This window comes from Actinoplanes sp. NBRC 101535 (genome assembly GCF_030269225.1).
Lineage (GTDB): Bacteria > Actinomycetota > Actinomycetes > Mycobacteriales > Micromonosporaceae > Actinoplanes > Actinoplanes rectilineatus.
Window position 1 is genome coordinate 84798 of record NZ_BSSY01000027.1, and the last position, 23119, is coordinate 107916.

Sequence of the window (23119 nt, forward strand, 5' to 3'; positions counted from 1 at the left end):
GATGAGGCGGTGGCCCGTTTGGGCCGCGGTAATGCGTACCATATTCACATTCTTGTGACCGTCTGTGAGGACTCTTCCATGCCCTTGATCGACTCGCCGCTGGCCGCGGCGGCCAGCGTCCCGGACGGCTGGCGGATCGTCCTGATCGCCGCGATCGTGCTCGGCGTGGTCGTCCTGCCGCTGGTGGCGGCGCTGGACATCGCCCGCTCGCGGCGCCGTCGCCCGGCCGCGCCGCTACCCGACGACATGACCGGCCCCCTCCTTCTCCGGGCACCCGCAGCGACCCGCGGTGTCGGACAACCGACAGTCGGACCGCTCGATCCGATGGGTGCCTGGGCCGTCGACCGGGTGTTGCGCGTCCTCGCCACCGCGTGCCGGCAGACCGGCCGGCCGTTCCCCGCCCTCGCCGTCGCCGAGGTCGACCCCGCCCGCGTGGTGCTGCGCCTGGCCGTGCCGGACGACCGGCCCGCGGAACCCTGGACCGCCAGCGAGAACGGCCGGGTCTGGACCGCGGCCTTCCTCGCGCTGCAGGCCGCGCCGGTCGACCTGGCCGTCCCGGTGCCGGACCGGCGGCTGGTCAGCCTGGGGGCGGTCGACGACACCCGCATCCTGCTCGACCTCGGGCAATGCCACGGCATCGTGGCGGTCACCGGTCCCAAACCGGCCCTGCGGACGCTGGCCCGCACCTGGCTCGCCGAGCTGTCCGCCAACGCCTGGTCGGCCAAGGTTCCGCTGGTCGCGGCCGGGTTCGGTGCGGACGGCCCCGGCGGTGCGGTCGCGGTCCGGGACGCTGCCGCGGCCCTCGATTCCTTGGGTACGCCGGAAGCCGGCACCCCGTCCGGAGTGGTCATCCTGGCCGAGCCGCCGCAGGCCCGTGTCGCCGCGGCCCTGGCCGAGGTGGTCGCCGCGCCGGGACGCGACGGATGGTCCGTGGTCGCGTTCGGCGGGGCGGCCGGTGCGCGCTGGGAATTCACCCTGCACCCGGACGGCCGGCTGGACACCGGCGTGCTGGGAATCGTCACCCGGGCGCCGCTGGCCGCCGCTTCCTGACGCCGATCCGGCTTGTTCAGCGGATTTGACAAGAAGGTTTCCAGAACTGCTTAATGCGATTCCCCTCAGGACGGAAAGGCTCTTTCGTGTCTCAGCAATTGGAATCGACCGGTCGGGGGCGAATGTGGATCTGGCCGTTGGTGGCGGGTTTCGCGATTGCTGCCGCCGCCGCCGTTGTTCTGGTGGCGACGGACGGAAGTGAGTCCGCCGCCCCTGCCGCTCCCGCCGCCCCCGCCGCGCCCACTTCGGTGGCGCCCGCGCCTGCTGAGAAGCCGGCGGGAGGGCTCGAGCCGCAGGCGCTCACCATCGGCACCCCGTTCGTGCTGCGCAACAAGCTGACCGAGCTCGCCGTCGAGACGTACCAGGGCCGCGTCTACCAGCACAACCTGACCGGTGCGCCGGAGCAGCGGTGGGTGGCGGTCGACATCGACGGCGCCGGCAGCCAGATCCAGCTCGCCGGCACCGAGCGCTGCCTCGAACTGCCCGCGAAGACCGCCCTGGACCAGGAGGCCGAGCTGCAGGTGAAACCGTGCGAGGTGGCCGATCGCCAGCGCTTCTACGTCGACCAGCCGTACTCCGAGAAGGACACCGAGGCGACGCTGCGGGTGTACTACAGCGACATGTGCCTGACCGTGGAGGGCGAGTCGTCGCGGACCGAGGCGCCGGTCGTGCAGAACTCCTGCACCTGGAAGGAAGCCACCGCCTGGGACGTGCTGACGGTGCCCGGGGCCTGAGGTTTTTGGCCCCCGGATACCCCCTGGGGTATGTTGTGCCGACCGTGGCGGACGGTCGGCACACCTGAGGAGCAGCGCACGTGGGGATGGATCCGAGCCGGCTCAAGGACGCGATGGTCCGCCTGAAGCGGGCGCACGGTCAGCTCGGCGCGGTCATCGCCATGATGGAGGACGGCGAGGACTGCAAGCAGGTCCTGACCCAGCTGGCGGCGGTCTCCAGCGCGATCGACCGGGCCGGTTTCAAAATCATCGCCACCGGCATGCGGCACTGCACCGCGGCCCGCGAGCGCGGCGAGGAGCCGCCGCTCACCGAGGACGAGCTGGAGAAGCTGTTCCTCGCACTGTCCTGACTATTCCTTCGCGGTTTCCGGAATGTCGGTCAGGCCCGCAGCCTTTGCCTCCGCATACCATTCTCCGGACAGGTCGACCAGCTCGCTGAGGCTGCCGGCCAGCGACGCCAGCGTCACATAGGCGTGATCCACACCGGCCTCGCCCAGCGCCGCGACGTCCTCGACCACCTGGCGGAGACTCCCGGTGTACGGCTCGCGTCCGGCCGACGGGACCTCGGCCAGCCCGCGCGGCGTGACCTGGAAGATGCAGCCGATCTCCGACGGGTCACGGCCGGCCTCGACCGCCTCCGCGCGCAGCGCGTCCAGACGCTTGCTGACCTGCTCGGGGGAGTCGCTGAACGGCAGCCAGCCGTCCGCGCGCCGGGCCAGCCGGCTCCACGAGCGGCGGTTGCCCGCGGCCAGGAAGACCGGCACCCGGCGAGCCGGTTTCGGGTTCACCGCGCTCGGCACCAGCTGGTAACGCTCGGTCGTGTAGGACACCGGGTCGGGACCCCACACCTCACCGGCGATGTCCAGGAACTCGTCGAGGGCCGCGCCGCGCTCGGCGATCGGGCGGGGCGCGGTCGCGGCGAACTCGTCGATCGACCAGCCGCTGCCCAAGCCCGCGATCACCCGGCCGCCGGACGCGGCGTCCAGCGCGGCGATGCTGCGGGCCAGGCGCATCGGCAGGTGCAGGCCGGGGATGAGCACCCCGGTGCCCAGCTCGACCCGGTCGGTCACGGCCGCCGCCAGGGTCAGGGTGACCAGCGCGTCGGTGGTGTGCGAGTAGGCGTCCGGCCACGGCACGTCCGGGATCCCGTAGAGGCCGTGCTCGCCGCTGGAGTCGACCGGGGCGAGGATCCGCTCATAGGCCCACAGGCTGTCGAAGCCGATCTCCTCGGCGGCGCGGGCGAACGCGGTGACGTCCTTCGCCAGGTCGTAACGGTGACTGGTCTGGGGGAGTGTCACACCGAGCCGCATGACCGCAGCCTAGTCCGGAGATCCATATTGGAGAAGGGGAACGACCGCGACCGTACAGGTCGCATGGCGCATCAGATGCTGACTGACCGAGTCCAGCAGCAGGCCGCGCCGGGCGTCCCGGCTGCCGCCCACCACCAGCAGTTGCGCCGACCGCCCGGCAGCGGTCAGCGCAGCGGCCGGGTCGCCGTCCACGATCTCCGCCTCGATCGGCAGCTCCGGGAACTCCCGGTGCGTCGACCGCACCAGATGATCCAGTGGCGTGTCCTCCCAGGCACCCGGCCGGACGTGCAGCACCCGCAACGGCACCCCGTGCGCGACGGCCTGGGCCGCGGCGAACCGCACCACCCGCGCCGACCGCCGGGAGCCGTCGATGCCGGCGACGACCGGGGCGAACCGGGCCGAGTCGCCGCGGACCGCCACCACCGGGCAGCGGGCGCTTGCGCTGACCGCCGACCCGACCGACCCGAGCAGGCCGGCGACCGCGCCGTGCCCGCGACCACCGAGCACCACCAGCCCCGCATCACCGGAGACCCCGATCAGGGCGGTCGTCGGATGTGCCCGCACGGTGGTGACGGTCACCGGCACACCGGGATGCGTCCGCCGGGCGGTGAGCACCGCGTCGTCGGACAGATGCTCCATCGGCGACGGTCCGGCCGCCTGTAACGGCCACTGATCCGCCTGGACCAGCTCGGCCGGCGCACCGGCGCGTTCCGCCTCGTCGAGGGCCCAGCCGAACGCGGCGCGGGCCCCGGGTGAGCCGTCGTACCCGATCACAATCTTCCTGCGCACGACTCCATGACACGTCGGCGGCCCGGCTGGCGACAGGGTCTTTCGGACCTGGTCAACCGAAGGTCAGCACTGGTTTGATCACCCGGCCGGCCGCCGCGTCCCGGGCCGCCGTCTCGATCTCCGCGAAGGGGTACTCCGTGACCAGCCGCTGCACCGGCAACAGCCCCCGCCGGTGCAGATCGATCAGTTTCGGCAGGAAGTCCGACGGCACCGCGTCGCCCTCGACCACCCCGCGCACCCGGATCCCGTTGGTCAGCACCGTCATGATGTCGACCTCGGCCCGCCCGCCCATCCCGACCAGCGCCAGCGTGCCGCGCCGCCGCACCGTGCCGACGGCCTGCCCGATCACCTCGCCCCGCCCGGTGGTGTCGATCGCGTGGTGCGCCCCGCCACCGGTCAGCCGCCGCAGCTCCCGCACCAGGCCGGGCGTCGCCGGGTCCAGCGCGTCGGCCGCCCCCAGCTCGCACGCCAGGGTCCGGCGGGCCGGCACCGGATCCACCACGATCACCGCACAGCCGACCGCGACCGCCGCCATCACCGCGCTCAGCCCGACACCACCCGCACCGAAGACGATCAGCGACATGCCCGGCTCGGCGTCCAGCGTGTTCAGCACGGTCCCCGCGCCGGTCTGCACCCCACACCCCAGCGGTGCGGCCAGGACCGGGGAGATCCCGGCGGTCAGGGGCACGGTGTTCCTCTCGTACGCGAGAGCGAACGTCGCGAAACTGGACTGCCCGAAGAAGTTGCCGAACACCGTGGACCCGTCCCGGGACAGCGGGCTGCTGCCGTCCGCCCGGACCCCGCGCATGTTCAGATCACTGCGCAGGCAGTACGCCGGATGCCCGCCCCGGCACTGCGGACACGTTCCGCAGCTGCGGAACGTCAGGCACACCGGATCGCCGGGCGCCACCGTGGTCACCCCGGAACCGACCGCCTCCACCACGCCCGCGCCCTCGTGCCCGAACACCATCGGCAGGAGCGCCGGACGCCACGACCGCCGCATCGTCAGGTCGGTGTGGCAGATCCCGGCCGCGGCGAGCCGCACCAGCACCTCGTCGGAACGCGGCGCCTCGATCTCCACCTCGCGCGGGGTGAACGGTCCGCCGGGCGACTCCACCAGCGCTGCCTCGATGAGCACGTCAGTCGCGCTCGAGGACGAAGTAGTAGTGGCGGCCGGCGTCCTGGACACCCTTGCCGTTCATGACGCCCAGCAGCGTACCCTCGTCGACTCTCTTGAAATGGTCGAGAACCGGCTGACCGTCGTAGATCATGGTGGCCGTCGACTCGCCCCGGAATTCGACCGTCCACAGACTGGCGCCGCCCTTGGCCAGTTCGGTGTCGGCGAACAGTTCGCCGTCGTCGCGGCGGCAGACGATCGGCGCCACGTCGGTCAGTGAGGTGAACGTCTTGCCGTGCCAGCGGGCCCGGGCCAGGCGCCCCTCGAAGGAGTGTCCACTGACGAATTCGCTGCCGCGCCACGCCCCGAGGATGTCCTCGGGGCGAACCGTCGCGCAGGCGGCCCACCACTCGTCCAGCTCGTCCGGGGCCACCGTTCCGCCGGCGGCACGCACCTCGGCGAAACGCGTACGCATGACATCGATGTTCATCGTCACAGGGTGCCAGGGAAACGGGGTGACGGCCATCGCAGGTGAAACGCGAGACTTCGTCCAGTAGGCTCGCGCGGAGTCGCTTGCGACTCGCTGTTGTCACTGGGGATCGAAGTAGGGGCTGAACATGGGTGACGAGACGGAGTTCCACCCGGAACGCACACAGGAGTTCCGCATTTCGGCCATTGTCCCTTCGGTGCCACCGCAGCACGGTGGCGCCGGGGTGATCGAGGTCGCGGCTTACCGCGGAGAGACCAAATTCGAGCGTGAGGTGGTCGAGAAACTGGCCGTCGCCGCGGCTCTGTCGGTGCCCGGTGTCGCCGAGCTCGGCGGTGACGTCGCCCGCTTCTTCAACGCGGTCCTCGACCGGATCGGCCTGGACAAGGTCGGTGACGCCACCCGTGGGGTGTCGGCGCGGGTCGACGGCACCGATGTGGACCTCAAGGTGGTCCTGGTGATCGAGGCCGGCAAGGTGGTCGAGGAGATCACCGCCACCGTCCGCAAGCGGATCATCGAGGCGGTCGAGGGGTACGGGCTGCACGTCAACAACTGCGACGTGCGCGTCGACGACATCAAGCTGCCGGACGCCGTCTGACCGGCTCCCACCGCCGGCCTTGGCCGTTTCTGACCATGTGGTGTCGTGGGCGTCCCGAACGGGACGCCTCTGATCGTGTGGCCGCCGCCGGTCGGCGGTCCCCGCTGCCGCGCTGAGGTTCCTGTGCCGGTCTGGTCTGCACGACTGGACGTGGCGTCCCGGGTCGGTTAGCGTACGGCCAACGCCGTTGCGAGTTCTCCCCCCGTGGAATTCGCAGCGGCGCCCTAATTTCCGGCGCGGCTTCATCAAAGGCTCCCCTCCGGTTTCATTCGGGCTTCATCCTGGCGAGTGACGGCTGTCAGCGATGCGTGTGATCACGGCGACAATCCGGTGATGTCTTTCCGACTGCCCGTCCCGCGGCAGCGCGCCATTCCGTCCGCCGAGCGCTACGACGCCTTCATCTCCTACAGCCACCGGGCCGACACCGCCGTCGCCCGGGCGCTGCAGTCCGAGTTGGAGCGGTTCGCCGGTCCGTGGTACCGCGGCCGGGTGCTGCGGGTCTTCCGTGACGCCACCGACCTGGCCGCCTCCCCGGGACTCTGGTCGACGATCGAGCAGGCGCTGGGCCGCTCCGACTGGCTGATCCTGATGGCCTCACCGGAATCCGCCGGGTCACCCTGGGTGCGGCGCGAGATCGACTGGTGGACCGCGAACCGGCCGGTGGAGCGGATCCTGATCGCGGTGACCGGCGGCGACCTGCACTGGGACGGCGGCGGATTCGCCCAGCCGCTGAGCACCGCCGTGCCCGCGTCGCTGGCCGGCGCCTTCGCCGAGGAGCCGCACTGGATCGACCTGCGGCGGCTGCGGGCCACCGGGCCGGATGCCCAGCCCGCCGGGCTCAGCCTGGGTGACGTGGTCGCCGAGTTCGCCGCGCCGATCCAGGGGCGCAGCAAGGACAGCCTGATCGGCGAGCACCTGCGGCGGCGCGCCCGGGCACGCCGGACGGTCGTGGCGGTCGGCGCGGTGCTGTCGGTGCTGACGCTGCTGGCCGGCACGGCGGCGGTGGTCGCGGTCCGGCAGCGCGACGAGGCGATCGCCCAGTCCCGGGTCGCGGGGTCCCGGGCGCTCGCGGCGTTCGCCGGCACCTACCGGACGGCCCAGCCGGACCGGTCGCTGCTGCTGGCCGCGCACAGTCACCGGCTCGAGCCGACCCGGCAGTCCCGGGAGGCGCTGCGCGATTCGCTGGTGGGGCGCGACGACCTGGTGGGCTATCTGCACCCCGGCGCGGTGCAGGTACGGGCGGCGGCGATCAGCCCCGACGGGCGGACGGCGGTGACCGTCACCGGGGACGACGACCTGCCCTTGGGCGATCCTGCTGTCGACGCCCGTTCCGCCGGCGGCGGGCCGGCAAGTGCGCAGACCGTCCAGCGGTGGCGGGTGCCCGGCGGCGCCCCGGCCGGAGCGCCACTGGCCGGGGCCGGCCGGGGCATCACCGAGGTCGCGTTCAGCCCGGACGGCCGGATGCTCGCGCTGGGCGGCGAGGGTCTCGCCCTGACCCGGTCCGTCGCCACGACGGCACGACCGTTGGACACCGGCGGCCGGTCTGTCACGGCGCTGCGGTTCAGCGACGACAGCACGCTGCTCGCCGCCGCGCTCTGCCTCGTCTCGGAGGACGTGACGGAGACGACGGTCTGCGACACGGTCGGGATCTGGGACACCGCCACCGGTGAGCGGACCGGGCAGCTCCGGATCCGCAACGACGAGGTCATCAGCAGCGTCGCGATCGGTCCGGACCGGACGACCGTCGCGGTGGGCAGCCACTTCGGCGAGGTCTTCGTCCTGGGTGTCAGGGACGGATCGGTCCGGCGGGTCACCACGGACCGGACGCGGCACCCGGACGAGGTGGAGGACCTGACCTTCACGGCGGACGGCCGGACCCTGCGCACGGCCAGCGGCACCAGCACGCCCTATCCGGACGAGCCGACACCGGCGGCGTCGCCGGCCGTCCGCACCTGGCGGACCGGGACGTGGACACCGGCGGGGGCGCCCCGGGTGGTGCCGAACCAGAGCGACGGCGGCAACCTGCCGACTTCGGCCGTCCTGACACCGGGCGGCGGCACACTCGTCACGGTCGGCGACGACCGGGCGCTGCGGGCCTGGGGCGTGGCCGACGGCCGGGAGAGCCGGGTGTTCACCGGCCACCGGGCCGACATCACCGCCGTGTCGGTCGCCGCGGACGGCCGGACGATGCTCACCGCCGATGCCGACGGAAACGCCCTGGTGTGGCGGCTGCCGGGCGTGGCGACCGCGCTGCCGGAGACGCTGATCCGGCGGCCGGTGGGACGGGCGGCGGAGGCGATCGCGGTGGCGTACCGGCCGGACGGCGCGCGCCTGGCCGTCGGTGAGGTCGGTGCCGCCTCGGTGTGGGACCCGGACACCGGCGCCCGGGTCGCCGACTATCCGATGGATCTCGCCCGGGGCGTCTCGACGGTCGCCTACAGCCCGGACGGGCGGCTGCTGGCGGCCGGCGGCGTCGACGGGGAGAGCCTCACGACCGGCGCGCTGTCCAGCATCTGGGGAGTGTTGTCCCTGATCGACGTCGAAGCCGGTGGCCGGGTTCGCGCCACACTCCGGTACGGCACCTGGCTGCACGGCGCGGTGTTCACCCCGGACGGCCTGCTGGTCGTGGTCTTCTCCGAAGGGGAGGACGACGCCGGGGCCGGGGTCGGTGTCGTCGACCCGGTGACCGGCCGGGAGGTTCGGCGGTTCCCGGTCGGTCCGGAGACCAGCAGCATGGCGGTCAGCCGGGACGGCCGGGTGGTGGCCGTCGGCCAGATCGGCGCGGTCGAGCTGTGGAACCTCGCCGACGGCACCCGGCACGGCCCGGACATCACTCTGCCGCAGCAGGCCCGGGTGACGGCGCTCGCCTTCGGCCCCGGCGACCTGCTGGTGGCCGGGACCGACCGGTCGGACTGGGGCGAGGGCGGCACGGAGATCGTCGACGCGATCCATCTGCTCGACGCGGCGCGCGGGCGGGTGGACGGCGAGCCGCTGCCCGGACCGTCCGGCCGGGGCGTCACCTCGCTCGCCTTCGACGCGGACGGCACGACGCTGGTCTCCGGCAGCGAGTGGGCCGACGGCGAGACCGGCGCCGACGTACAGCTCTGGGACCTGACGACCCGGACCCTGACGATGGGACCGCTGCCCGGTCCGCGCTGGCAGGCGAACAGCCTCGCGACCCGGCCCGGAGCGCCCGGATTCCAGCTCGCGGTGGGACATCTCGACGGCGTCGCTCAGTGGCAGCTGGACGACGGCGCCTGGGTCGGGGCCGCCTGCCGGATCGCAGGGCGCGACCTCACCCCGGCCGAGTGGGCCGAGGCGGTCGGTGACGCGCTGCCCCTGCGCCGCATCTGTCCCCCGACATAGCAAGACATCGCTGTCAGGCCTCGGCGTGGGACGGGCGGAGGCGGCGCTGACCGGCGATCAGGTCGGCCGGGCTGGGCACGATCGCGGCATCCGGCCAGCCAGCCGGGTCCCAGAGCGACGAGCGCCGCAACGCCTGGCCGCAGTGGACGAACATCTCCTGCACCGCGACCGTGACGCCGATCGCGGTGCCCCGGACGCCGGCCGGGGCGAACGACGGGTCGCGCAACAGGGTCGCGACGCCGTTGAGCCGGACGCACTCGCGCATGCCGGGGACGATGAACAGCATGCCCACCCGCGGGTGCTGCAGGATGTTGCGGAAGCTGTCCAGGCGGCGGTTGCCGGGCCGGTCCACGAAGGCCACGGTCCGGTCGTCGAGGACCTGGACGCCGCCGGGGGTCTCGCCGCGCGGGGAGACGTCCATCGAGCCGTCGGCGCCGGTCGTCGCCAGGACGAAGAACGTGGACGCGGCCAGGAACCGTGCCGTCTCCTCGTCGATCACGGTCAGCGCCTTGTCGCGGATGTGCGGGTGCGGCGGTTCGACGAGTTCCCGCAGCTGCTCCTCGGTGGTGATCCGGGTGTCCGTCACGTGTCCTCCCGGCCGGTGGCGTTGTGGTGGCGGCCGATCGGGACCACCATCGGTGTCGCGGAGACCGGATCCGCGACGATCCGGCACGGCATGCCGAACACCTCGGCGACCACCTCCTCGGTGAGGATCTCGGTGGGCACTCCGGCGGTGACGACGTGACCGGATTTCATCACGACGAGGTGGTCGGCGTACCGGCAGGCCAGGTTCAGGTCGTGCAGCACCGCGACGATCGTGGTGGCGTCCCGCCGGTTCAGGTCGGTGAGCAGGTCGAGGACCTCCACCTGGTGGCTCACGTCCAGGTAGGTCGTCGGTTCGTCGAGCAGGAGCACGCCGGTGCGCTGGGCGAGCGCCATGGCGATCCACACCCGCTGCCGCTGGCCGCCGGAGAGCTCGTCGACCGCCCGTGCGGTCAGGTCGAGTGTCCCGGTCGCGGTGAGGGCCTGGGTGACCGCCTCGTCGTCGGTGGCGTTCCAGCGGCGGAACAGGCCCTGGTGCGGGTGCCGTCCCCGGCCGACCAGGTCACCCACCGTGATGCCGTCCGGTGCGATCGGCCCCTGCGGGAGGATGCCGAGTTTCACGGCGATCTCCCGGCTCGGCGTGTCGTGCAGGGCACGGCCGTCCAGCAGCACCGACCCGGCCTGCGGCGACAGCAGCCGCGCCAGTCCGCGCAGGAACGTCGACTTCCCGCAGGCGTTCGGCCCGACGATCATCGTGATCTCTCCGGTGGGCACGTCGAGGCTGAGGTCGTCCACGACCCGTCGCTCGCCGTAGCCGAGGCTGAGTTTCTCGGACCGTAACGTGGTCACTGGTGTCCCCTTCTATTGGCGGTGGCGAGCAGCCACAGCAGATAGGGCGCCCCGACGACGCCGGTGATCACCCCGGCCGGGAACTGCACGTCGCCGAGCAGATGCGCCCCGATGAAGTCGGCGACCAGCAGCACGAGGGCGCCGACCAGTGCGGAGGCCGGCAGTGCGGGCCGTCCGCCGCCGACCAGCCGGGCCGCGATCGGTCCGGACACGAACGCCACGAACGCCACCGGCCCGGCCGCCGCGGTGGCCGCCCCGGCGAGCAGCACCCCGCCCAGCAGCAGGCCCAGTCGCGTCGCCTCGACGCGCCAGCCGAGTGCCCGCGCCAGGTCGTCGCCGAGTTGCAGGCCGTTCAGGGCACGGCCCAGAACCAGGCACAGGGGTACGAGCACGAGCAGCTCCACCGCGAGCGGCTGGACGTGTCCCCACGTTCGTCCCGTGACGCTTCCGGTCAGCCAGAACAGGGCCTCCTGCGCCACCCGGACGTCCGCGCGGGTCATCAGGAACGACGTGACGCTGGACAGTCCGGCGCCGATCCCGATGCCGACCAGCACCAGCCGGTAACCGCCCACGCCGGACCGCCACGAGAGCAGATAGATGACGGTCGCCGTGAGGATCGCCCCGGTGAGCGCGGCGACGCTGACGAGCAGGCCGCCCGCGCCGAACACGATCATCGCGGTGACCGCGGCGGTGCTCGCCCCGGCGCTGACCCCGATCACATCCGGACTGGCCAGTGGGTTGCGCACCAGCCGCTGGAAGATCGCCCCGGACAGTCCGAACGCCAACCCGACGAGCAGGGCGGTGAGCGCCCGGGGCAGCCGGACGGTGTGCACGATGTAGTCGACGGCCGGCAGCCCGGTCCCGGTCAGGGACCTGACGACGTCGGGGAGCGACACCTGGAACTCGCCGTAGGAGAGGGTCAGCAGGAACACGGCCAGCACGGCCGTACCCGTGGCAAGGGTCGCCGTGGTGGCCCGTCGCTGTTCCGCGCGGCGGTGTGCCGCGACCACGCCGGTCACCGCGGGGCTCCGTCGTGGGCGGCGGTGCGCCGCGTCCCCGCCGGTCACAACTCCGCCAGTCGTCGGCGGCGGGCCAGGGCGACGAACACCGGTGCGCCGATCACCGCGGTGACGATGCCGACCTGGACCTCGCCGGGGCGGGCGACGATCCGGCCGGCGACGTCGGCGGCCAGCAGCAGGATCGGGGCCAGGACCATGGCGTACGGCAGGAGCCACCGGTGGTCCGGCCCGGTGACGATCCGGGCGATGTGCGGGACGACCAGGCCGACGAAGCCGATCGGCCCGGCCATCGCGGTCGCCGCCCCGCAGAGCAGCACCACGGCGGCGGCGCACAGGATCCGCCCGGCGTGCACGTTCTGTCCCCAGGAGACGGCGACGTCGTCGCCCATTCCGAGCGCGTTGAGCACCCGGGCGCCGGCCAGCGCGACGACCGCCCCGGCGAGCAGGAACGGCAGGCCCTGCGCGGCGATCTCGGGGCCCCGCCCGGCCAGGGAGCCGACCTGCCAGAGCCGGAACTGCTCGAACGTGTCGGTGTCGGTGAGCAGCACGGCGGTCGTCGCCGAGCCGAGCGCCGCGGACAGGGCGGCGCCGGACAGGGCGATCTTCACCGGGGTCGCGCCGCCGGAGCCGAGCGAGCCGATGAGGTACACCAGGACGGCGGCCGCGGCGGCACCGGCGAAGCCGAACCACACGTACCCGATGAGGTCGGTGAGCCCGAAGACACTGATGCCGATCACCACGAACAGGGCGGCCCCGGCGTTGACGCCGAGGATGCCCGGGTCGGCGAGCGGGTTACGGGTGACGCCCTGCACGACGGCGCCGGCGAGGCCGAGGGCCGCACCGGCGAGGAGACCGACGAGGGTACGCGGAACGCGCACCTCGCTGACGATGAGGTGATCACGAAGGGCCGGGTCGTGGTGCGTCAGCGCCGCCCAGACGGTGCCGGGCGGCAGGCTGCGGGAGCCGACGGTGACACTGAGCACCGTGACTCCCGCGAGCACGAGGAGGAGCACCACGAACCCGGCGGTCCGTGTACGGGCGTTCGTCAACTGGCGACGGCGGCGGCGAAGAGCGGGACGGCCTTGTCGATCGCGTACTGCAGGCCGAGAACCGAGGCGCTGGCGAACGCGGTGGAGATGGTCTTGTCCTCGAGGTAGACCACGTGACCGGCCTTGACCGACGGGACGGCCTGGAACAGCTTGTCGTCCAGGAGGGTCTGCTTGGTGGTGCCGATCATGAAGACCACGTCGAGGTCGGCGTTGAGCAGGTCGAGCTGCTCGGCCGAGATCGGCACCGAGAAGTTCTCACCCCGGATCTTGTCGAGCGCCGGCGGGATGACGAAGCCGAGCTTCTGCATGAACTCGAACCGGTTGCTGTTGACGTAGGCGCCGTACGCGGTCTTGGTGCGGCTGACCAGCGCGGTGGTCTTGCCGGCGAACTGCGGGTTGGCCGCCGCGGCGTCGGTGAAGCGCTTGTCCAGATCGGTCTTGAGCGCCGCGGCCTCGGTGGTCCTGCCGAGCGCCTTGCCGACCAGGTCGAGCTGCTCCGACCAGGTGGTCAGGTACGACTCGCGGCCGGCCGGGATGCCGACGACCGGGACGCCGAGACCCTTGAGCAGGTCGTACCGGTCCTGCTTGCCGCTGGAGCGGGTGTCCAGGATCAGGTCGGGCTGCAGGGCGGCGACCTGCTCCATGTCGAGCTCGAGGGTGCCGAGGATCTTCGGTGCGGTCGTGTAGCGGCCCTGTGCCCACACGCCCTGGCCGTCGCCGCCGAAGGCCAGCCAGTCGGAGGCGCCGACCGGCTGCACGCCGAGGGCGAGCGCGGTCTCGGCGTCGCTCCAGCCCAGGGCGACGACACGCTGCGGCTGCTTCTCGATGGTGACGTCGCCGAACGCGGTGGTGACCGTGACCGGGAACTGGGCGGCGGCGCTGCTGTCCGGGGCGGCGGTGTCGACCTCGGTGCCGGTGGTGGTGCAGCCGGCGACAGCCAGCAGGGCGGCGCCGAGGGAGACGGCGAGCCAGCGCCGACGGGACAAAGACATGGAAATCTCCAGTAGTTAGGTTAGCTATACCTAACCCCGGGTGTCCGTCGTCGTTCGGATCGGGCCGCGAGGGTGGGAAGCGCGTCACATTGTGAAAGACCGCTGGAGAGAGAACTCACACTGTCCACATCGTGGGTTCCGGCCCGCGCCGGAACCACGGCGGCCCCCGCGGGGGACCGGGATGAGCTGGGCCGTCGCCGCAGGCAGGCGATGATCGACAAGGGATTGACGTCGTGTGGACGTCAACGGGCCGGCGCGCGCCGCGTGTGCCCGGACGATCCGCGCCGATACCGTGCCGCAGTGCACGACAGGAACCCGCATCTGATCGCCGAACGTTACCGCCTGGTAGGCGCCTTGGGCCAGGGCGGCATGGGCCGTGTCTGGTCCGCCCGCGACGAGCTGCTCGGCCGCGACGTGGCGATCAAGGAACTGGCCCCGCAGCCCGGCCTCAGCGAGAACGAGGTCCGTACCCTGCGCGACCGGGTGATCCGGGAGGCCCGCGCCATCGCCCGCCTCGACGCGCCCAACGTGGTCCGGGTCTACGACGTGGTCTTCCACGGCGGCGAACCGTGGATCGTCATGGAGCTGGTGCCGTCCCGCTCGCTGTACGACCTGGTCCGCGCCGAAGGCCCGATGCCCCCGGAGCGGGCGGCCCGGGTCGGGCTCGGGGTGCTCGCCGCGCTGCGGGCCGCGCACCGGGCCGGCCTGCTGCACCGGGACGTGAAACCGGCGAACGTACTGATCGCCCACGACGGCCGGGTGGTACTGACCGACTTCGGTCTGGCCACCGCGGCCGGCGACTCCAGCATGACCAGCACCGGCGTCGTCCTCGGGTCGCCGTCCTACCTGGCCCCGGAACGCGCCCTGGACCAGGAGACCGGTCCGGCCGCCGACCTGTGGTCGCTCGGGGCGACGCTGTACGCGGCGGTCGAGGGCAAACCGCCGTACGCGAAGTCGTCACCGATGGCCACCCTCGCGGCCCTGGCCACCGAGTTGCCGCCGCCACCGGCCCGCGCCGGTGCCCTGCGCCCGACGCTGATCGGGCTGCTGCAGCGCGATCCGCGGCACCGGGCCGACGCGGAGACCGCCGAACGCCTGCTGCAGGCGGCACTGGGGGCGGGCGCCGCCGGATCGCTGCCCGGCTTCCAGGGGCCGACGTTCGCCGAACCCGGCGCCGCAGTGACCCCGGCCCCCGCGCGCCCGATCCCGCTGGGTGAGAGTCCGAAACCGCCCGCCCCCGTCGATCCGCTCTCCGCGCCCTCGATGTCCCTGCCGGTGGCGGGGCGGCCGCCGGCGCCCCGCACCCGTCCGCAGGCCGATCCGGACGCGACCCCGCCCGCGATCACCCCGGAACCGCCGCCCGGCAGACGCCGCAACCTCAGCCGTCGCAGCCTGACGATCCTGCTCGCCGCAGCCCTGGTCGGCGGCGGCGTGGCCGCTCAGCCCGCGATCACCGAGGCGCTGTCCGGCCCGGACGCGGACGTGCCCGCCGGTGGTGCCACCTGGGTGGTGTCGGCTCCCGGGCCGGCCGGAGCGCCGGTCGCCACCGCCGACCCGACGGGCCGTCCGTCACGTACCGCGGCGGGCGGTGCCGGACCCGGACGGCCGGTCACCGCGCCGCCCCCGTCCGGGACCACACCGAAGGCGTCCGTCACGACCACCGCCAAGGCGTCGGGGAAGCCGGCCGTGGCCACGACGACCACCACGGCGGCGTCCTCCGGGCGGGTGGTCCGCAGCATCGGCACCGGCACCTGCCTGCACGCCCCGGCTGTCACCGGCCGCCTCGAACTCTGGTCCTGCACCGGCTCCACGGCCCAGCGGTTCACCCATCCCGCCGACGGGACCATGCGGGTACGCGGCAAGTGCGCGCAGATCTCCAGTACGTCCGACGGCACCGTCCTGCAACTGGCCACCTGCACCGGCGGGATCAGTCAGCAGTGGGACTACAACAGCTCCGACGACCTGGTGAACCTCTGGGCGATCAAATGTGTGGACGTGCCGGACGCGAGCACGGCGGACGGCGTACCCGCGCAGATCTGGGAGTGCACCGGCGCCGACCACCAGAAGTGGACGTACTGACGCCGGAGCCTCGGCGGCGGCGAGAGCCGGGGTCGGTGGGGCGGGCGTCGCCGGTGGTGAACACCTCACCGGCGACGCCCGCCCGCGAATGCCGAATACCGGGCGTTCGCCGTATGTCCCCGGAACGGGTGTCCCCGCGATACCGGCGCTCGTTGCCTGTTCTGTCCGGTGAATTCCGTGCGTAGGATGACGCGTCAAAACCCGTGCGGCCATCCGATATTAATTCCGGAGTTCCGACATCGACACCATCATGTACCGCCTTCACGAATCATTGCAGACCGCCCGGCGGACCGGGGAATTCGTGATGGAGGGTCAGGCCATCGGCGAATTCCCGCCGGAGATACTCAAGATTCGCCGCCTGCACACGGTGAAAATGGTCAACTGCGGCGTCGGATCCGTCCCGGATTGGATCGTGGAACTCGGCATCGAGACGTTGGACCTGGCCAACAATCCCCTTCCGGGGTTCCCCCGGCTGGTGCTGGAGATGCCGCGACTGCGTCACCTGGGCCTGTCCGGTGTTCCGCTGGGTGTCCTCCCCGACGACATCCGCCGGCTCGCCGTGCTGGAGAGCCTCGTGGTCTCCGACTGCCAGCTGGAGGACCTTCCCTACACGTTGCGTGACCTCGCGAACCTGACCGCGCTCGACGTCGGTTTCAACGCGCTCGGTGCCGCGGCGCGGCTTCATCTGCCGAAGAGTCTGGAGCATCTGGTCGCACCGGGGACCAACCTGAAAGTGGTTCCGCAGTCGGTACGGCGGCTGACCGGGCTCCGCACGATCGATGTGAGTCATGCCGGCACCTACAGCGCCGGATTCGATCCGCAGTCCCACCATCGGCGGCCGGATCTCCACCGGCTCACCCGGCTGTCCGGATCGGCGGTCATGCCGGGCCGCGGAGAGATCGGAAGAATCCCGGACTGGCTCTTCGATCTTCCGCTGATCGAATGGATCGACTTCTCCGGGCAGCGGATCGCCGATCTTCCCGAGGGTGTCGGAAAGCTGACCGGACTCCGTGGATTGTTGATCTCCGGGAATCGGTTGACGCGACTGCCGCGAAGTGTTTTCGAGATTCCGTCGCTGGTGTCGCTGAACGCGGCGGGAAATCGGATCGACAGCATCGCGGTCGATCCGGGCAGGCTTGCCGGGATGTCCTATCTGGGGCTGGCCGGCAACCGGCTGACGATTCCGCCGGAGATCCTGTCCCGGCCGGCCAGCCCGGACCACATCGGCGAATACCTCGCCCGGACCCGGCAGGACCAGCGCCCGCTGAACGAGGCCAAGCTGCTCGTGGTCGGGGAGGGCTCGGTCGGCAAGAGCTCACTGATCCGGCAGCTGACCCGCGGCGACTACGACCCGGACGAGCGCAAGACCGAGGGCATCGACGTGACCCGCTGGGATCTCCAGGCCGGGCCGTCCGCGATCGCGGTGAATCTGTGGGACTTCGGCGGCCAGGAGATCATGCACGCCACCCACCAGTTCTTCCTCACCCGGCGCAGTGTCTACCTGCTGGTGGTGGACGCGCGGCAGAGCGAGGAGCAGAACCGGATCGAGTACTGGCTGAAGCTCATCCAGGGCCTGTCGGAACGGTCGCCGGTGATCCTGGTCGGCAACAAGTGCGAGAAGTTCGGGCTGGACGTCGACAAGCCCGGTCTGCGGCGCAAGTACCCCAACATCGTGGACATCGTGGAGACGTCGTGTGCCGCCGGCGTCGGCATCGACGAGCTGGGGGCGTCGCTGAGCCGGGCGATCGGCGACCTGAAACATGTGCGGGACCTGCTGCCCGCCTCCTTCTTCGACGTCAAACAGCACCTGGAGAAGCTCGACGACGACTACCTGCCGTTCAGTGAGTACCAGGAGCTGTGCCGGCGGCACGGGGTGAACACGGCGGAGTCGCAGGAGGTGCTCGTCGAGTTCCTGCACGACCTCGGCACGGTCCTCTGCTTCCGCAACGACAACCGGCTCCGGGACACCAACATCCTCAATCCGAGCTGGGTCACCGGCGGGGTCTACCACCTGCTCAACTCGCACCGGGCCGCCCAGGCGCGCGGGCTGCTCTCCTGGGCGGACATCGACGCCGTCCTCGGCGAGGGGGACTACTGGCCGGACAAGCGGCCGTTCATCATCGCGATGATGAAGAAGTTCGAGCTCTGCTACGAGTCGGACGAGGTGTTCCTGATCCCGGACCTGCTGACCAAGGAGGAGCCGGACACCGGTTCCTGGGCGGGCTCCCTGCACTTCACCGTGCGGTACGGGATCCTGCCGACCAGTGTGATCGGCCGGCTGATCGTCCGGCTGCACCACCTGATCAGCAGGTCGACGGTCTGGCGTACCGGCGTGGTGCTCGCGATGGACAACAACCGGGCGCTGATCCGGGTCGACCACGAGGACGCGGTGCTCACCATCAAGGTGTCCGGCCCGGAGAACGGCCGCCGGGGCCTGCTCACCGCGATCCGGGCCGAGCTGCGCAAGATCGAGCAGACGTTGCCGGGGCTGGCCGGGGACGAGCAGGTGCCGGTGCCGGAGCATCCCGGCGTGTGGGTGCCGTACCACCACCTGCTGAACCTGGAGGCGGCCGGACGGGAGGCGGTGATCCCGCAGGGACTGATCGTCGAGTTCCCGATCGGGCGCCTGCTCGACGGCGTGGAACGTAAGGCGGACCGGGACCTGGTGCACTCCGGGGCGGACGTCCGGACGCTCGAACTACGGCTGGGCGACGACGACGGCGGCGGGGACGCGGGCCGGTTCGGCCTCTTCCGGCATCCGACGTTCAACGGGGTGGTCGCCCTGATCTCGGTGCTCCTCACCGTCGTCGGCCTGGTGTTCGGATATCTCTCCTACCGCGGTGACGAGCAGGAGCGCCATCGGCCGGACAGCGTGCCCGCCACGTCACGGGGCACCGGCCAGGGCTGAGGGGACCGCCGGAACTGTCGTACCCCTTTGGAATGATCTTCGACATGGACACGGCACAGGTGGCGGCGGCGCTCACCGAACGGGATTCCGGGGCGCCGAGCCGGCTGACCGACGGGAGACGGTCTCACCGGTCGGCCGGGACGCATGTCGCGGGGACGGCCTCGGCGTAGGGCAGATTCACCATGATCTGGACCGACGGCACCCGGATGCTTTCCTGGTCGGCGACGTCGTAGAACACCGTGATGCCGCCGGACTGTCCCAGATAGAGCAGGCACCCGCTCATCTCCGGCAGGCCGGGACGCGACGGCGCGGTCCAGGTGACCGTTGCCGGGCTGGCCTGGACGGCCAGCACCGGGATCCGGACGAACCGCAGCAGGTAGATGTTGCGGACCGCGGAGCCGTGCCGGGCCTCGGTGCCGAACAGCCAGGCGAGCACGGGAAGCAGGGCCAGCACGACGATCAGTGCGGCGAGGGCGCAGCGTCGCGCCAGCCGGGTGAGGGCCGCCCGGCTCGGCGCGGCGAGGGCCGCCCGCCAGCGGCCTCCGGCGGTGTGGCGCAGGGCGGTGGCGCCGAGGGCGGTCGCCATCAGGACCGTGGTGAGCAGCAGCACCAGCTCCACGGTGCCGGCCAACTGGCTGGACAGGACTTCCAGGTAGCCGTACCCGACCTCCTCCGGGGTGGCCCGCAGCGGCTGGTAGAAGAAGACGTAGGCGAGGCGCAGCGTCCCGAACAGGACGGCGCCGACGACGCCGAGCAGCGGCACCGCGTACTTGATCAGCCCGTCGAGGAGCGTGACCCGCGGCTCCGGCGTGGGCGCCTCGGGAGAGGGCCGCGGCACCGTCCGGCGGCTCAATAGTCGCCCCCGATCCCGGCGCAGAGGTCTTGGAAACACTCGTTCGGATTGTTCGGGTCGATCGGCTCGAGCAGCAGCATGTAGCCCTCGGGGGCCGGGGAGAACGGCACGCTCCAGCGGACGATGCCCTCGCCGAAACGATCGGCGATCACCGGCGGCAGATCCTCGATCAGGCGCAGCCGCTCACCCTGGCGGTTGCTGTAGACGCTCGCCAGGATGGGGGCGCCGGGGCGGTACCCGACCGCCGTAGCGGTCACCGTGCTGCCGAACAGCAGGTTCTCGGTGAAGATCGCATGGGGACGGGAGGCGGGCCGAACCACGATGCGACCGGTGCCGGTGGGGGAATGCGGGGCCGTCACCCGGAACCGGTAGGTGCCGGGCCGGGGCAGGACGGTGGCGACGTCCTCGGTCTCCCACGACCAGGTCCAGACGTTCCCGTGGCGCCGGCCCGGCCACTCGGTGCTGCCCCCGTCGGGGGTGGGCAGGTGCAACCGGGGTTCGTCGCCCGGCGCGAACCCGGTGAAGCAGAACTGGAGCGACGCGAGACGTTCCACCCGGATCGTCGGAGCGGCCTTGCCGACCGGCACCGGGTCGTCGCAGGTGCTGGAGGGCAGGGCGACACCGAACCACCGCCACAGCCAGCTGGGGCGGTGCCGCCCGGGCTCCGGGGACGCCGGGGCGGCCAGGGCGGGGACCCCGGCGGCCACGGCCAGCATCGGCGCCACGACCAGGGCGAGGACTCGGCGGCTGGACAAACGAACGGGCATGCGTCTCTGACTTCCCCTCGGTGGCGGCCGTGGCGGCGCGCGGTGCGACCAGCATGGGGAGCGCGAGCCGGGTCGCGCGGCCGGACGCGGCGACATCCGTCCGACCGGGTGATCATCCGGTCGGGTGGCACGGGGCCGGGTCGAGGACGGACACGGGACGGTGCTTTCCGCGTACCGGAAATGAAGGACGGCAATCCCTCTGAAGGGCGACGAAACCGGGGGTTTTCCGGCCTTAAGGTCGAGGTGGCGGGATCGCCGGGGGTCTTCTTCGAGGCGTCGGAGGCTGCTCATGAGCGTGGATACGAGGGTGCGGAGCCGGCTGGACGTGGAGCTGGAGTTCGCCGGGGGGAGCGACGGGGTCGCGCGCCGGGTGTTCCGCCTGGACGGTGGGCGGATGATCGTGGCGCTGCCGTCGCCGGTGGTGACCAACCGGTCCGGGCGCCCGGTGGTGGTCGACGGGGTCGAGGTGGTGCCGGCGATGCCGGATCCCGGCGGGCACGCCCACCGGATGGCGATGAACTGGTTGCCCGCGCTGCCGCCCGGCGGCCTGGATCTGGCATCCGGTGGCCGCTTCCTGGCGCCGCGGCGGCAGATGCCCGGGTGGGCACTCCCGGGTGGGCGGATCGGGTTCCGCTGGACGATCTCGCTGGCCGAGCGTCTGCCGGACGGGAGCCTGCGGCGGATCGCGCCGCTGCGCCGCACCTGCCTGATCGAGACGGTGGTGGTGAAGGCACTGGACGCGGGGGAGAGCACCGAGGATCCCGGACGGCGGCCGGCGTTCAGTTCGTCGGAGATCTGCGACGGCTGGCTGGTCGTGGACGGCGGCAACCGGCCGGCGGCGGCCCGGCTCTCCGGAGAGAGCGTGTCGTTCCGGCTGGCGACCGCGGCCGGGTCGCGGGTGGTCGACTGTTTCGTCGATCAGCCCGCCGGTGGCCTGCGGGAACGCTGCGACATGCTGTCCGGGCTGCGGGCCCGGGGCGGACTGCCGGCCGAGGTGGTGGTGCCCCGCTGGTACGACCGCGGCCTCACCCTCGACGACGAACGGCACCTGCCGGTGCTGGTGCACTCCGAGCTGCCCGGCCCGACCCTCGCCGACCGGCTGAACCGTCTCGGCCCGGCCGAACTGGAGGAGTTGCTGGCCCGCTGGATCACCCTGCGCGACGACCTCGAGGAGCGTTTCGGTCTGCGGCACGCCGGGCCCGATCCGCGCCTGGTGCACCTGCCCGAGTCCGGGGTCGGCGAGGTCAGCGTCACCGGCTGGGAGCGCCCGCCGGGTGACGCCCCGCCCGACGACCTGGAACGCACCCTCCGCGAGCGACTGCGAGAGATCACCCCGCAGCCGGTGCCACCGCCGTCGCCGTCGCCGTTGCCGTCGCCGCCCACCCCGGCCGAGCGCCGCCGGTACCGGAAGGTCGCGTTGCTGATGTCGCTCGTGCTGGCCGGCTGCCTGTCCGGCCTGATCATGATGTGGACCTAGGATGAGTTCGCTACGGGTGATCGTCGTGCTGTTCGCGGCCATGATGGTGGTCTGTCTGGGGTCGGTCGTCACCGCCGTGATGCGGGTGGAGGCGGCCCGTCGCACCGAGAGCCGGACCGACGCGTTGCGGGACCGGCTGTCACGGACCGAGCAGGCGCTGCGGGCGGCCCGGGAGCAGACCGTGGACGTCTCCGCGGCGAGCATCCCCGCCGCGTTGAGCACGGCCGGCAAGGACACCTTCGAGCTGGCGATCGCCGAGTGCGAGAACTTTCAGGACTGCGCCGGTTTCAGCACCGCGACGGTACGCCTGACCGGCTGCGACGGCATCCCGGTCTGTGTCGGCGTGGACGGCTGGACCGGCCGGGTCCCGGCGCCGATGGTGCTGACCGGCGAGACGTGGACGGCCGAGGGCGAGCTGCCCCGGGGCGAGCTGATCTGCGACGACGCCGCAGCCCGGGGCACCTGGCGGTTCACCGCGTCGGTCCTGGACGCCCGCTACAGCATCGCTGGTGGCTGGCAGCCGCGCCGGCTCGCGGCCGACCTGGTGATCGGCAGTCCGGCCGTCGAGGGGTGCGGTGACACGACGCTGCGGTGGACGCGGGAGGTGATCCTGGGATGAGGTCGTGGCCCGGTACATCGCCTGGTCGGCGCGACCTGGGTCAGCACGTCGTCGCCGGCGTCGGCCTGGGCGCCGGCCGCCCGCCCCGGTGACGAAGTGGTCGTCACCGGCCCGGACCGCCGGGTCGGTGACCCGGATCCGCCGGCACCTCACCGGTGAGCGGGGGGATCGGCAAGGACCGGATCGCCTTCCCCGGCTGCTGGAAACGGGGCGGTGCCCTCGTGTCATCAGATGCCTCCGTGGATACTCCGGCCTTCAGGCCGGAGAGGAAACGGACTCCTGCGGAGCAGGTCAGGGGTAGCCGATTCGCCGTCAAGGCGAACTCGGCGTCTACCCGCAGCCCGCCCGCAAGATCGGTTACAAACAAGCGTGCTAACATGTGAGGAATGTCCAAGCGCACGGTGAAGCGGGCTTTCAAGTTCCGCTTCTACCCGACTCCGGAGCAGGCTGACCTGCTGAACCGGACGTTCGGCTGCGTGCGCAAGGTCTACAACCTGGCGTTGCAGGCCCGCA

21 protein-coding genes are annotated in these 23119 nt (G+C 72.0%); 10 read left to right on the top strand and 11 right to left on the bottom strand.

Features of this window, described 5'->3' with window-relative positions; translation table 11 throughout:
• Positions 1–78: 78 nt before the first annotated feature.
• From QSK32_RS42235 to QSK32_RS42245, 3 genes are all read left to right on the top strand, one after another.
• A complete protein-coding gene (locus QSK32_RS42235; protein WP_285475133.1) occupies positions 79–1050 on the top strand; it encodes a hypothetical protein in 972 nt (323 codons plus the stop codon).
• A gap of 182 nt (positions 1051–1232) precedes the next feature.
• Positions 1233–1784, top strand: a complete 552-nt coding sequence (locus QSK32_RS42240; protein ID WP_285475134.1) for an RICIN domain-containing protein — start codon at positions 1233–1235, stop codon at positions 1782–1784.
• Between the two features lie 86 nt (positions 1785–1870).
• Positions 1871–2134, top strand: a complete 264-nt coding sequence (locus QSK32_RS42245; RefSeq protein ID WP_157410895.1) for a metal-sensitive transcriptional regulator — start codon at positions 1871–1873, stop codon at positions 2132–2134.
• Here QSK32_RS42245 and QSK32_RS42250 read toward each other — a convergent pair whose 3' ends face one another.
• From QSK32_RS42250 to QSK32_RS42265, 4 genes are read right to left on the bottom strand one after another with little or no spacing between them, the layout of a single operon-like run.
• Positions 2135–3094, bottom strand: coding sequence for a TIGR03619 family F420-dependent LLM class oxidoreductase (locus tag QSK32_RS42250; protein ID WP_285475135.1), 960 nt, complete (start codon positions 3092–3094; stop codon positions 2135–2137).
• Between the two features lie 9 nt (positions 3095–3103).
• Positions 3104–3883: a universal stress protein gene (locus QSK32_RS42255; protein WP_045741036.1), complete on the bottom strand. Its 780-nt coding sequence runs from the start codon at positions 3881–3883 to the stop codon at positions 3104–3106.
• A gap of 52 nt (positions 3884–3935) precedes the next feature.
• Positions 3936–5021: an NAD(P)-dependent alcohol dehydrogenase gene (locus QSK32_RS42260; RefSeq protein WP_285475136.1), complete on the bottom strand. Its 1086-nt coding sequence runs from the start codon at positions 5019–5021 to the stop codon at positions 3936–3938.
• Between the two features lies 1 nt (position 5022).
• Entirely contained in the window at positions 5023–5490 is a 468-nt protein-coding gene (locus tag QSK32_RS42265) for a DUF4334 domain-containing protein (protein ID WP_285475137.1), read from the bottom strand.
• A gap of 127 nt (positions 5491–5617) precedes the next feature.
• Here QSK32_RS42265 and QSK32_RS42270 point away from each other — a divergent pair, with 127 nt between their 5' ends.
• Positions 5618–6085 (top strand): Asp23/Gls24 family envelope stress response protein, encoded by a 468-nt coding sequence (locus tag QSK32_RS42270; RefSeq protein WP_052720238.1) that lies wholly within the window; start codon positions 5618–5620, stop codon positions 6083–6085.
• Positions 6086–6418: 333 nt separating this feature from the next.
• Entirely contained in the window at positions 6419–9451 is a 3033-nt protein-coding gene (locus tag QSK32_RS42275) for a toll/interleukin-1 receptor domain-containing protein (protein ID WP_285475138.1), read from the top strand.
• 13 nt (positions 9452–9464) lie between these two features.
• On the opposite strand, the gene QSK32_RS42280 is transcribed toward QSK32_RS42275, so the two are convergent.
• Genes QSK32_RS42280 through QSK32_RS42300 form a run of 5 tightly spaced genes read right to left on the bottom strand, consistent with a single transcriptional unit; the run spans position 9465 to position 13903 of the window.
• Positions 9465–10037: an MSMEG_1061 family FMN-dependent PPOX-type flavoprotein gene (locus tag QSK32_RS42280; RefSeq protein WP_285475139.1), complete on the bottom strand. Its 573-nt coding sequence runs from the start codon at positions 10035–10037 to the stop codon at positions 9465–9467.
• Positions 10034–10843: an ABC transporter ATP-binding protein gene (locus QSK32_RS42285; protein ID WP_157410880.1), complete on the bottom strand. Its 810-nt coding sequence runs from the start codon at positions 10841–10843 to the stop codon at positions 10034–10036. The genes QSK32_RS42280 and QSK32_RS42285 overlap by 4 nt, the downstream gene beginning before the upstream one ends.
• Positions 10840–11862: a FecCD family ABC transporter permease gene (locus QSK32_RS42290; protein ID WP_285475140.1), complete on the bottom strand. Its 1023-nt coding sequence runs from the start codon at positions 11860–11862 to the stop codon at positions 10840–10842. The genes QSK32_RS42285 and QSK32_RS42290 overlap by 4 nt, the downstream gene beginning before the upstream one ends.
• Positions 11863–11906: 44 nt before the next feature.
• Positions 11907–12878: a FecCD family ABC transporter permease gene (locus QSK32_RS42295; RefSeq protein WP_285475141.1), complete on the bottom strand. Its 972-nt coding sequence runs from the start codon at positions 12876–12878 to the stop codon at positions 11907–11909.
• A 29-nt stretch (positions 12879–12907) separates the two neighbouring features.
• Positions 12908–13903: an iron-siderophore ABC transporter substrate-binding protein gene (locus tag QSK32_RS42300; RefSeq protein WP_285475142.1), complete on the bottom strand. Its 996-nt coding sequence runs from the start codon at positions 13901–13903 to the stop codon at positions 12908–12910.
• A 300-nt stretch (positions 13904–14203) separates the two neighbouring features.
• Here QSK32_RS42300 and QSK32_RS42305 point away from each other — a divergent pair, with 300 nt between their 5' ends.
• Positions 14204–15982: a protein kinase domain-containing protein gene (locus QSK32_RS42305; RefSeq protein ID WP_285475143.1), complete on the top strand. Its 1779-nt coding sequence runs from the start codon at positions 14204–14206 to the stop codon at positions 15980–15982.
• Between the two features lie 250 nt (positions 15983–16232).
• Complete coding sequence (locus QSK32_RS42310; protein WP_285475144.1) at positions 16233–18890, top strand: COR domain-containing protein; 2658 nt, start codon at positions 16233–16235, stop codon at positions 18888–18890.
• Positions 18891–19014: 124 nt separating this feature from the next.
• On the opposite strand, the gene QSK32_RS42315 is transcribed toward QSK32_RS42310, so the two are convergent.
• On the bottom strand, positions 19015–19728 hold the full coding sequence (locus QSK32_RS42315) for a hypothetical protein (RefSeq protein WP_285475145.1): 714 nt from the start codon (positions 19726–19728) through the stop codon (positions 19015–19017).
• A gap of 11 nt (positions 19729–19739) precedes the next feature.
• On the bottom strand, positions 19740–20510 hold the full coding sequence (locus QSK32_RS42320; RefSeq protein ID WP_157410878.1) for a hypothetical protein: 771 nt from the start codon (positions 20508–20510) through the stop codon (positions 19740–19742).
• Between the two features lie 307 nt (positions 20511–20817).
• Between QSK32_RS42320 and QSK32_RS42325 the strand changes: the two genes are divergently transcribed.
• The 3 genes from QSK32_RS42325 to QSK32_RS42335 form a co-directional block, all read left to right on the top strand.
• Positions 20818–21987 (top strand): hypothetical protein, encoded by a 1170-nt coding sequence (locus QSK32_RS42325; RefSeq protein ID WP_285475146.1) that lies wholly within the window; start codon positions 20818–20820, stop codon positions 21985–21987.
• A 1-nt stretch (position 21988) separates the two neighbouring features.
• Positions 21989–22606 (top strand): hypothetical protein, encoded by a 618-nt coding sequence (locus QSK32_RS42330; protein ID WP_045741023.1) that lies wholly within the window; start codon positions 21989–21991, stop codon positions 22604–22606.
• Between the two features lie 386 nt (positions 22607–22992).
• Positions 22993–23119: helix-turn-helix domain-containing protein (locus QSK32_RS42335; protein WP_285475150.1), on the top strand; the 127-nt coding region annotated here is incomplete at its 3' end.

Coding starts and splice junctions, on each gene's coding strand:
- QSK32_RS42235 (WP_285475133.1), top strand. CDS start 79: ATGCCCTTGATCGACTCGCCGCTGGCCGCGGCGGCCAGCGTCCCGGAC.
- QSK32_RS42245 (WP_157410895.1), top strand. CDS start 1,871: ATGGATCCGAGCCGGCTCAAGGACGCGATGGTCCGCCTGAAGCGGGCG.
- QSK32_RS42250 (WP_285475135.1), bottom strand. CDS start 3,094: ATGCGGCTCGGTGTGACACTCCCCCAGACCAGTCACCGTTACGACCTG.
- QSK32_RS42265 (WP_285475137.1), bottom strand. CDS start 5,490: ATGAACATCGATGTCATGCGTACGCGTTTCGCCGAGGTGCGTGCCGCC.
- QSK32_RS42270 (WP_052720238.1), top strand. CDS start 5,618: ATGGGTGACGAGACGGAGTTCCACCCGGAACGCACACAGGAGTTCCGC.
- QSK32_RS42275 (WP_285475138.1), top strand. CDS start 6,419: ATGTCTTTCCGACTGCCCGTCCCGCGGCAGCGCGCCATTCCGTCCGCC.
- QSK32_RS42300 (WP_285475142.1), bottom strand. CDS start 13,903: ATGTCTTTGTCCCGTCGGCGCTGGCTCGCCGTCTCCCTCGGCGCCGCC.
- QSK32_RS42310 (WP_285475144.1), top strand. CDS start 16,233: ATGTACCGCCTTCACGAATCATTGCAGACCGCCCGGCGGACCGGGGAA.
- QSK32_RS42320 (WP_157410878.1), bottom strand. CDS start 20,510: ATGCCCGTTCGTTTGTCCAGCCGCCGAGTCCTCGCCCTGGTCGTGGCG.
- QSK32_RS42330 (WP_045741023.1), top strand. CDS start 21,989: ATGAGTTCGCTACGGGTGATCGTCGTGCTGTTCGCGGCCATGATGGTG.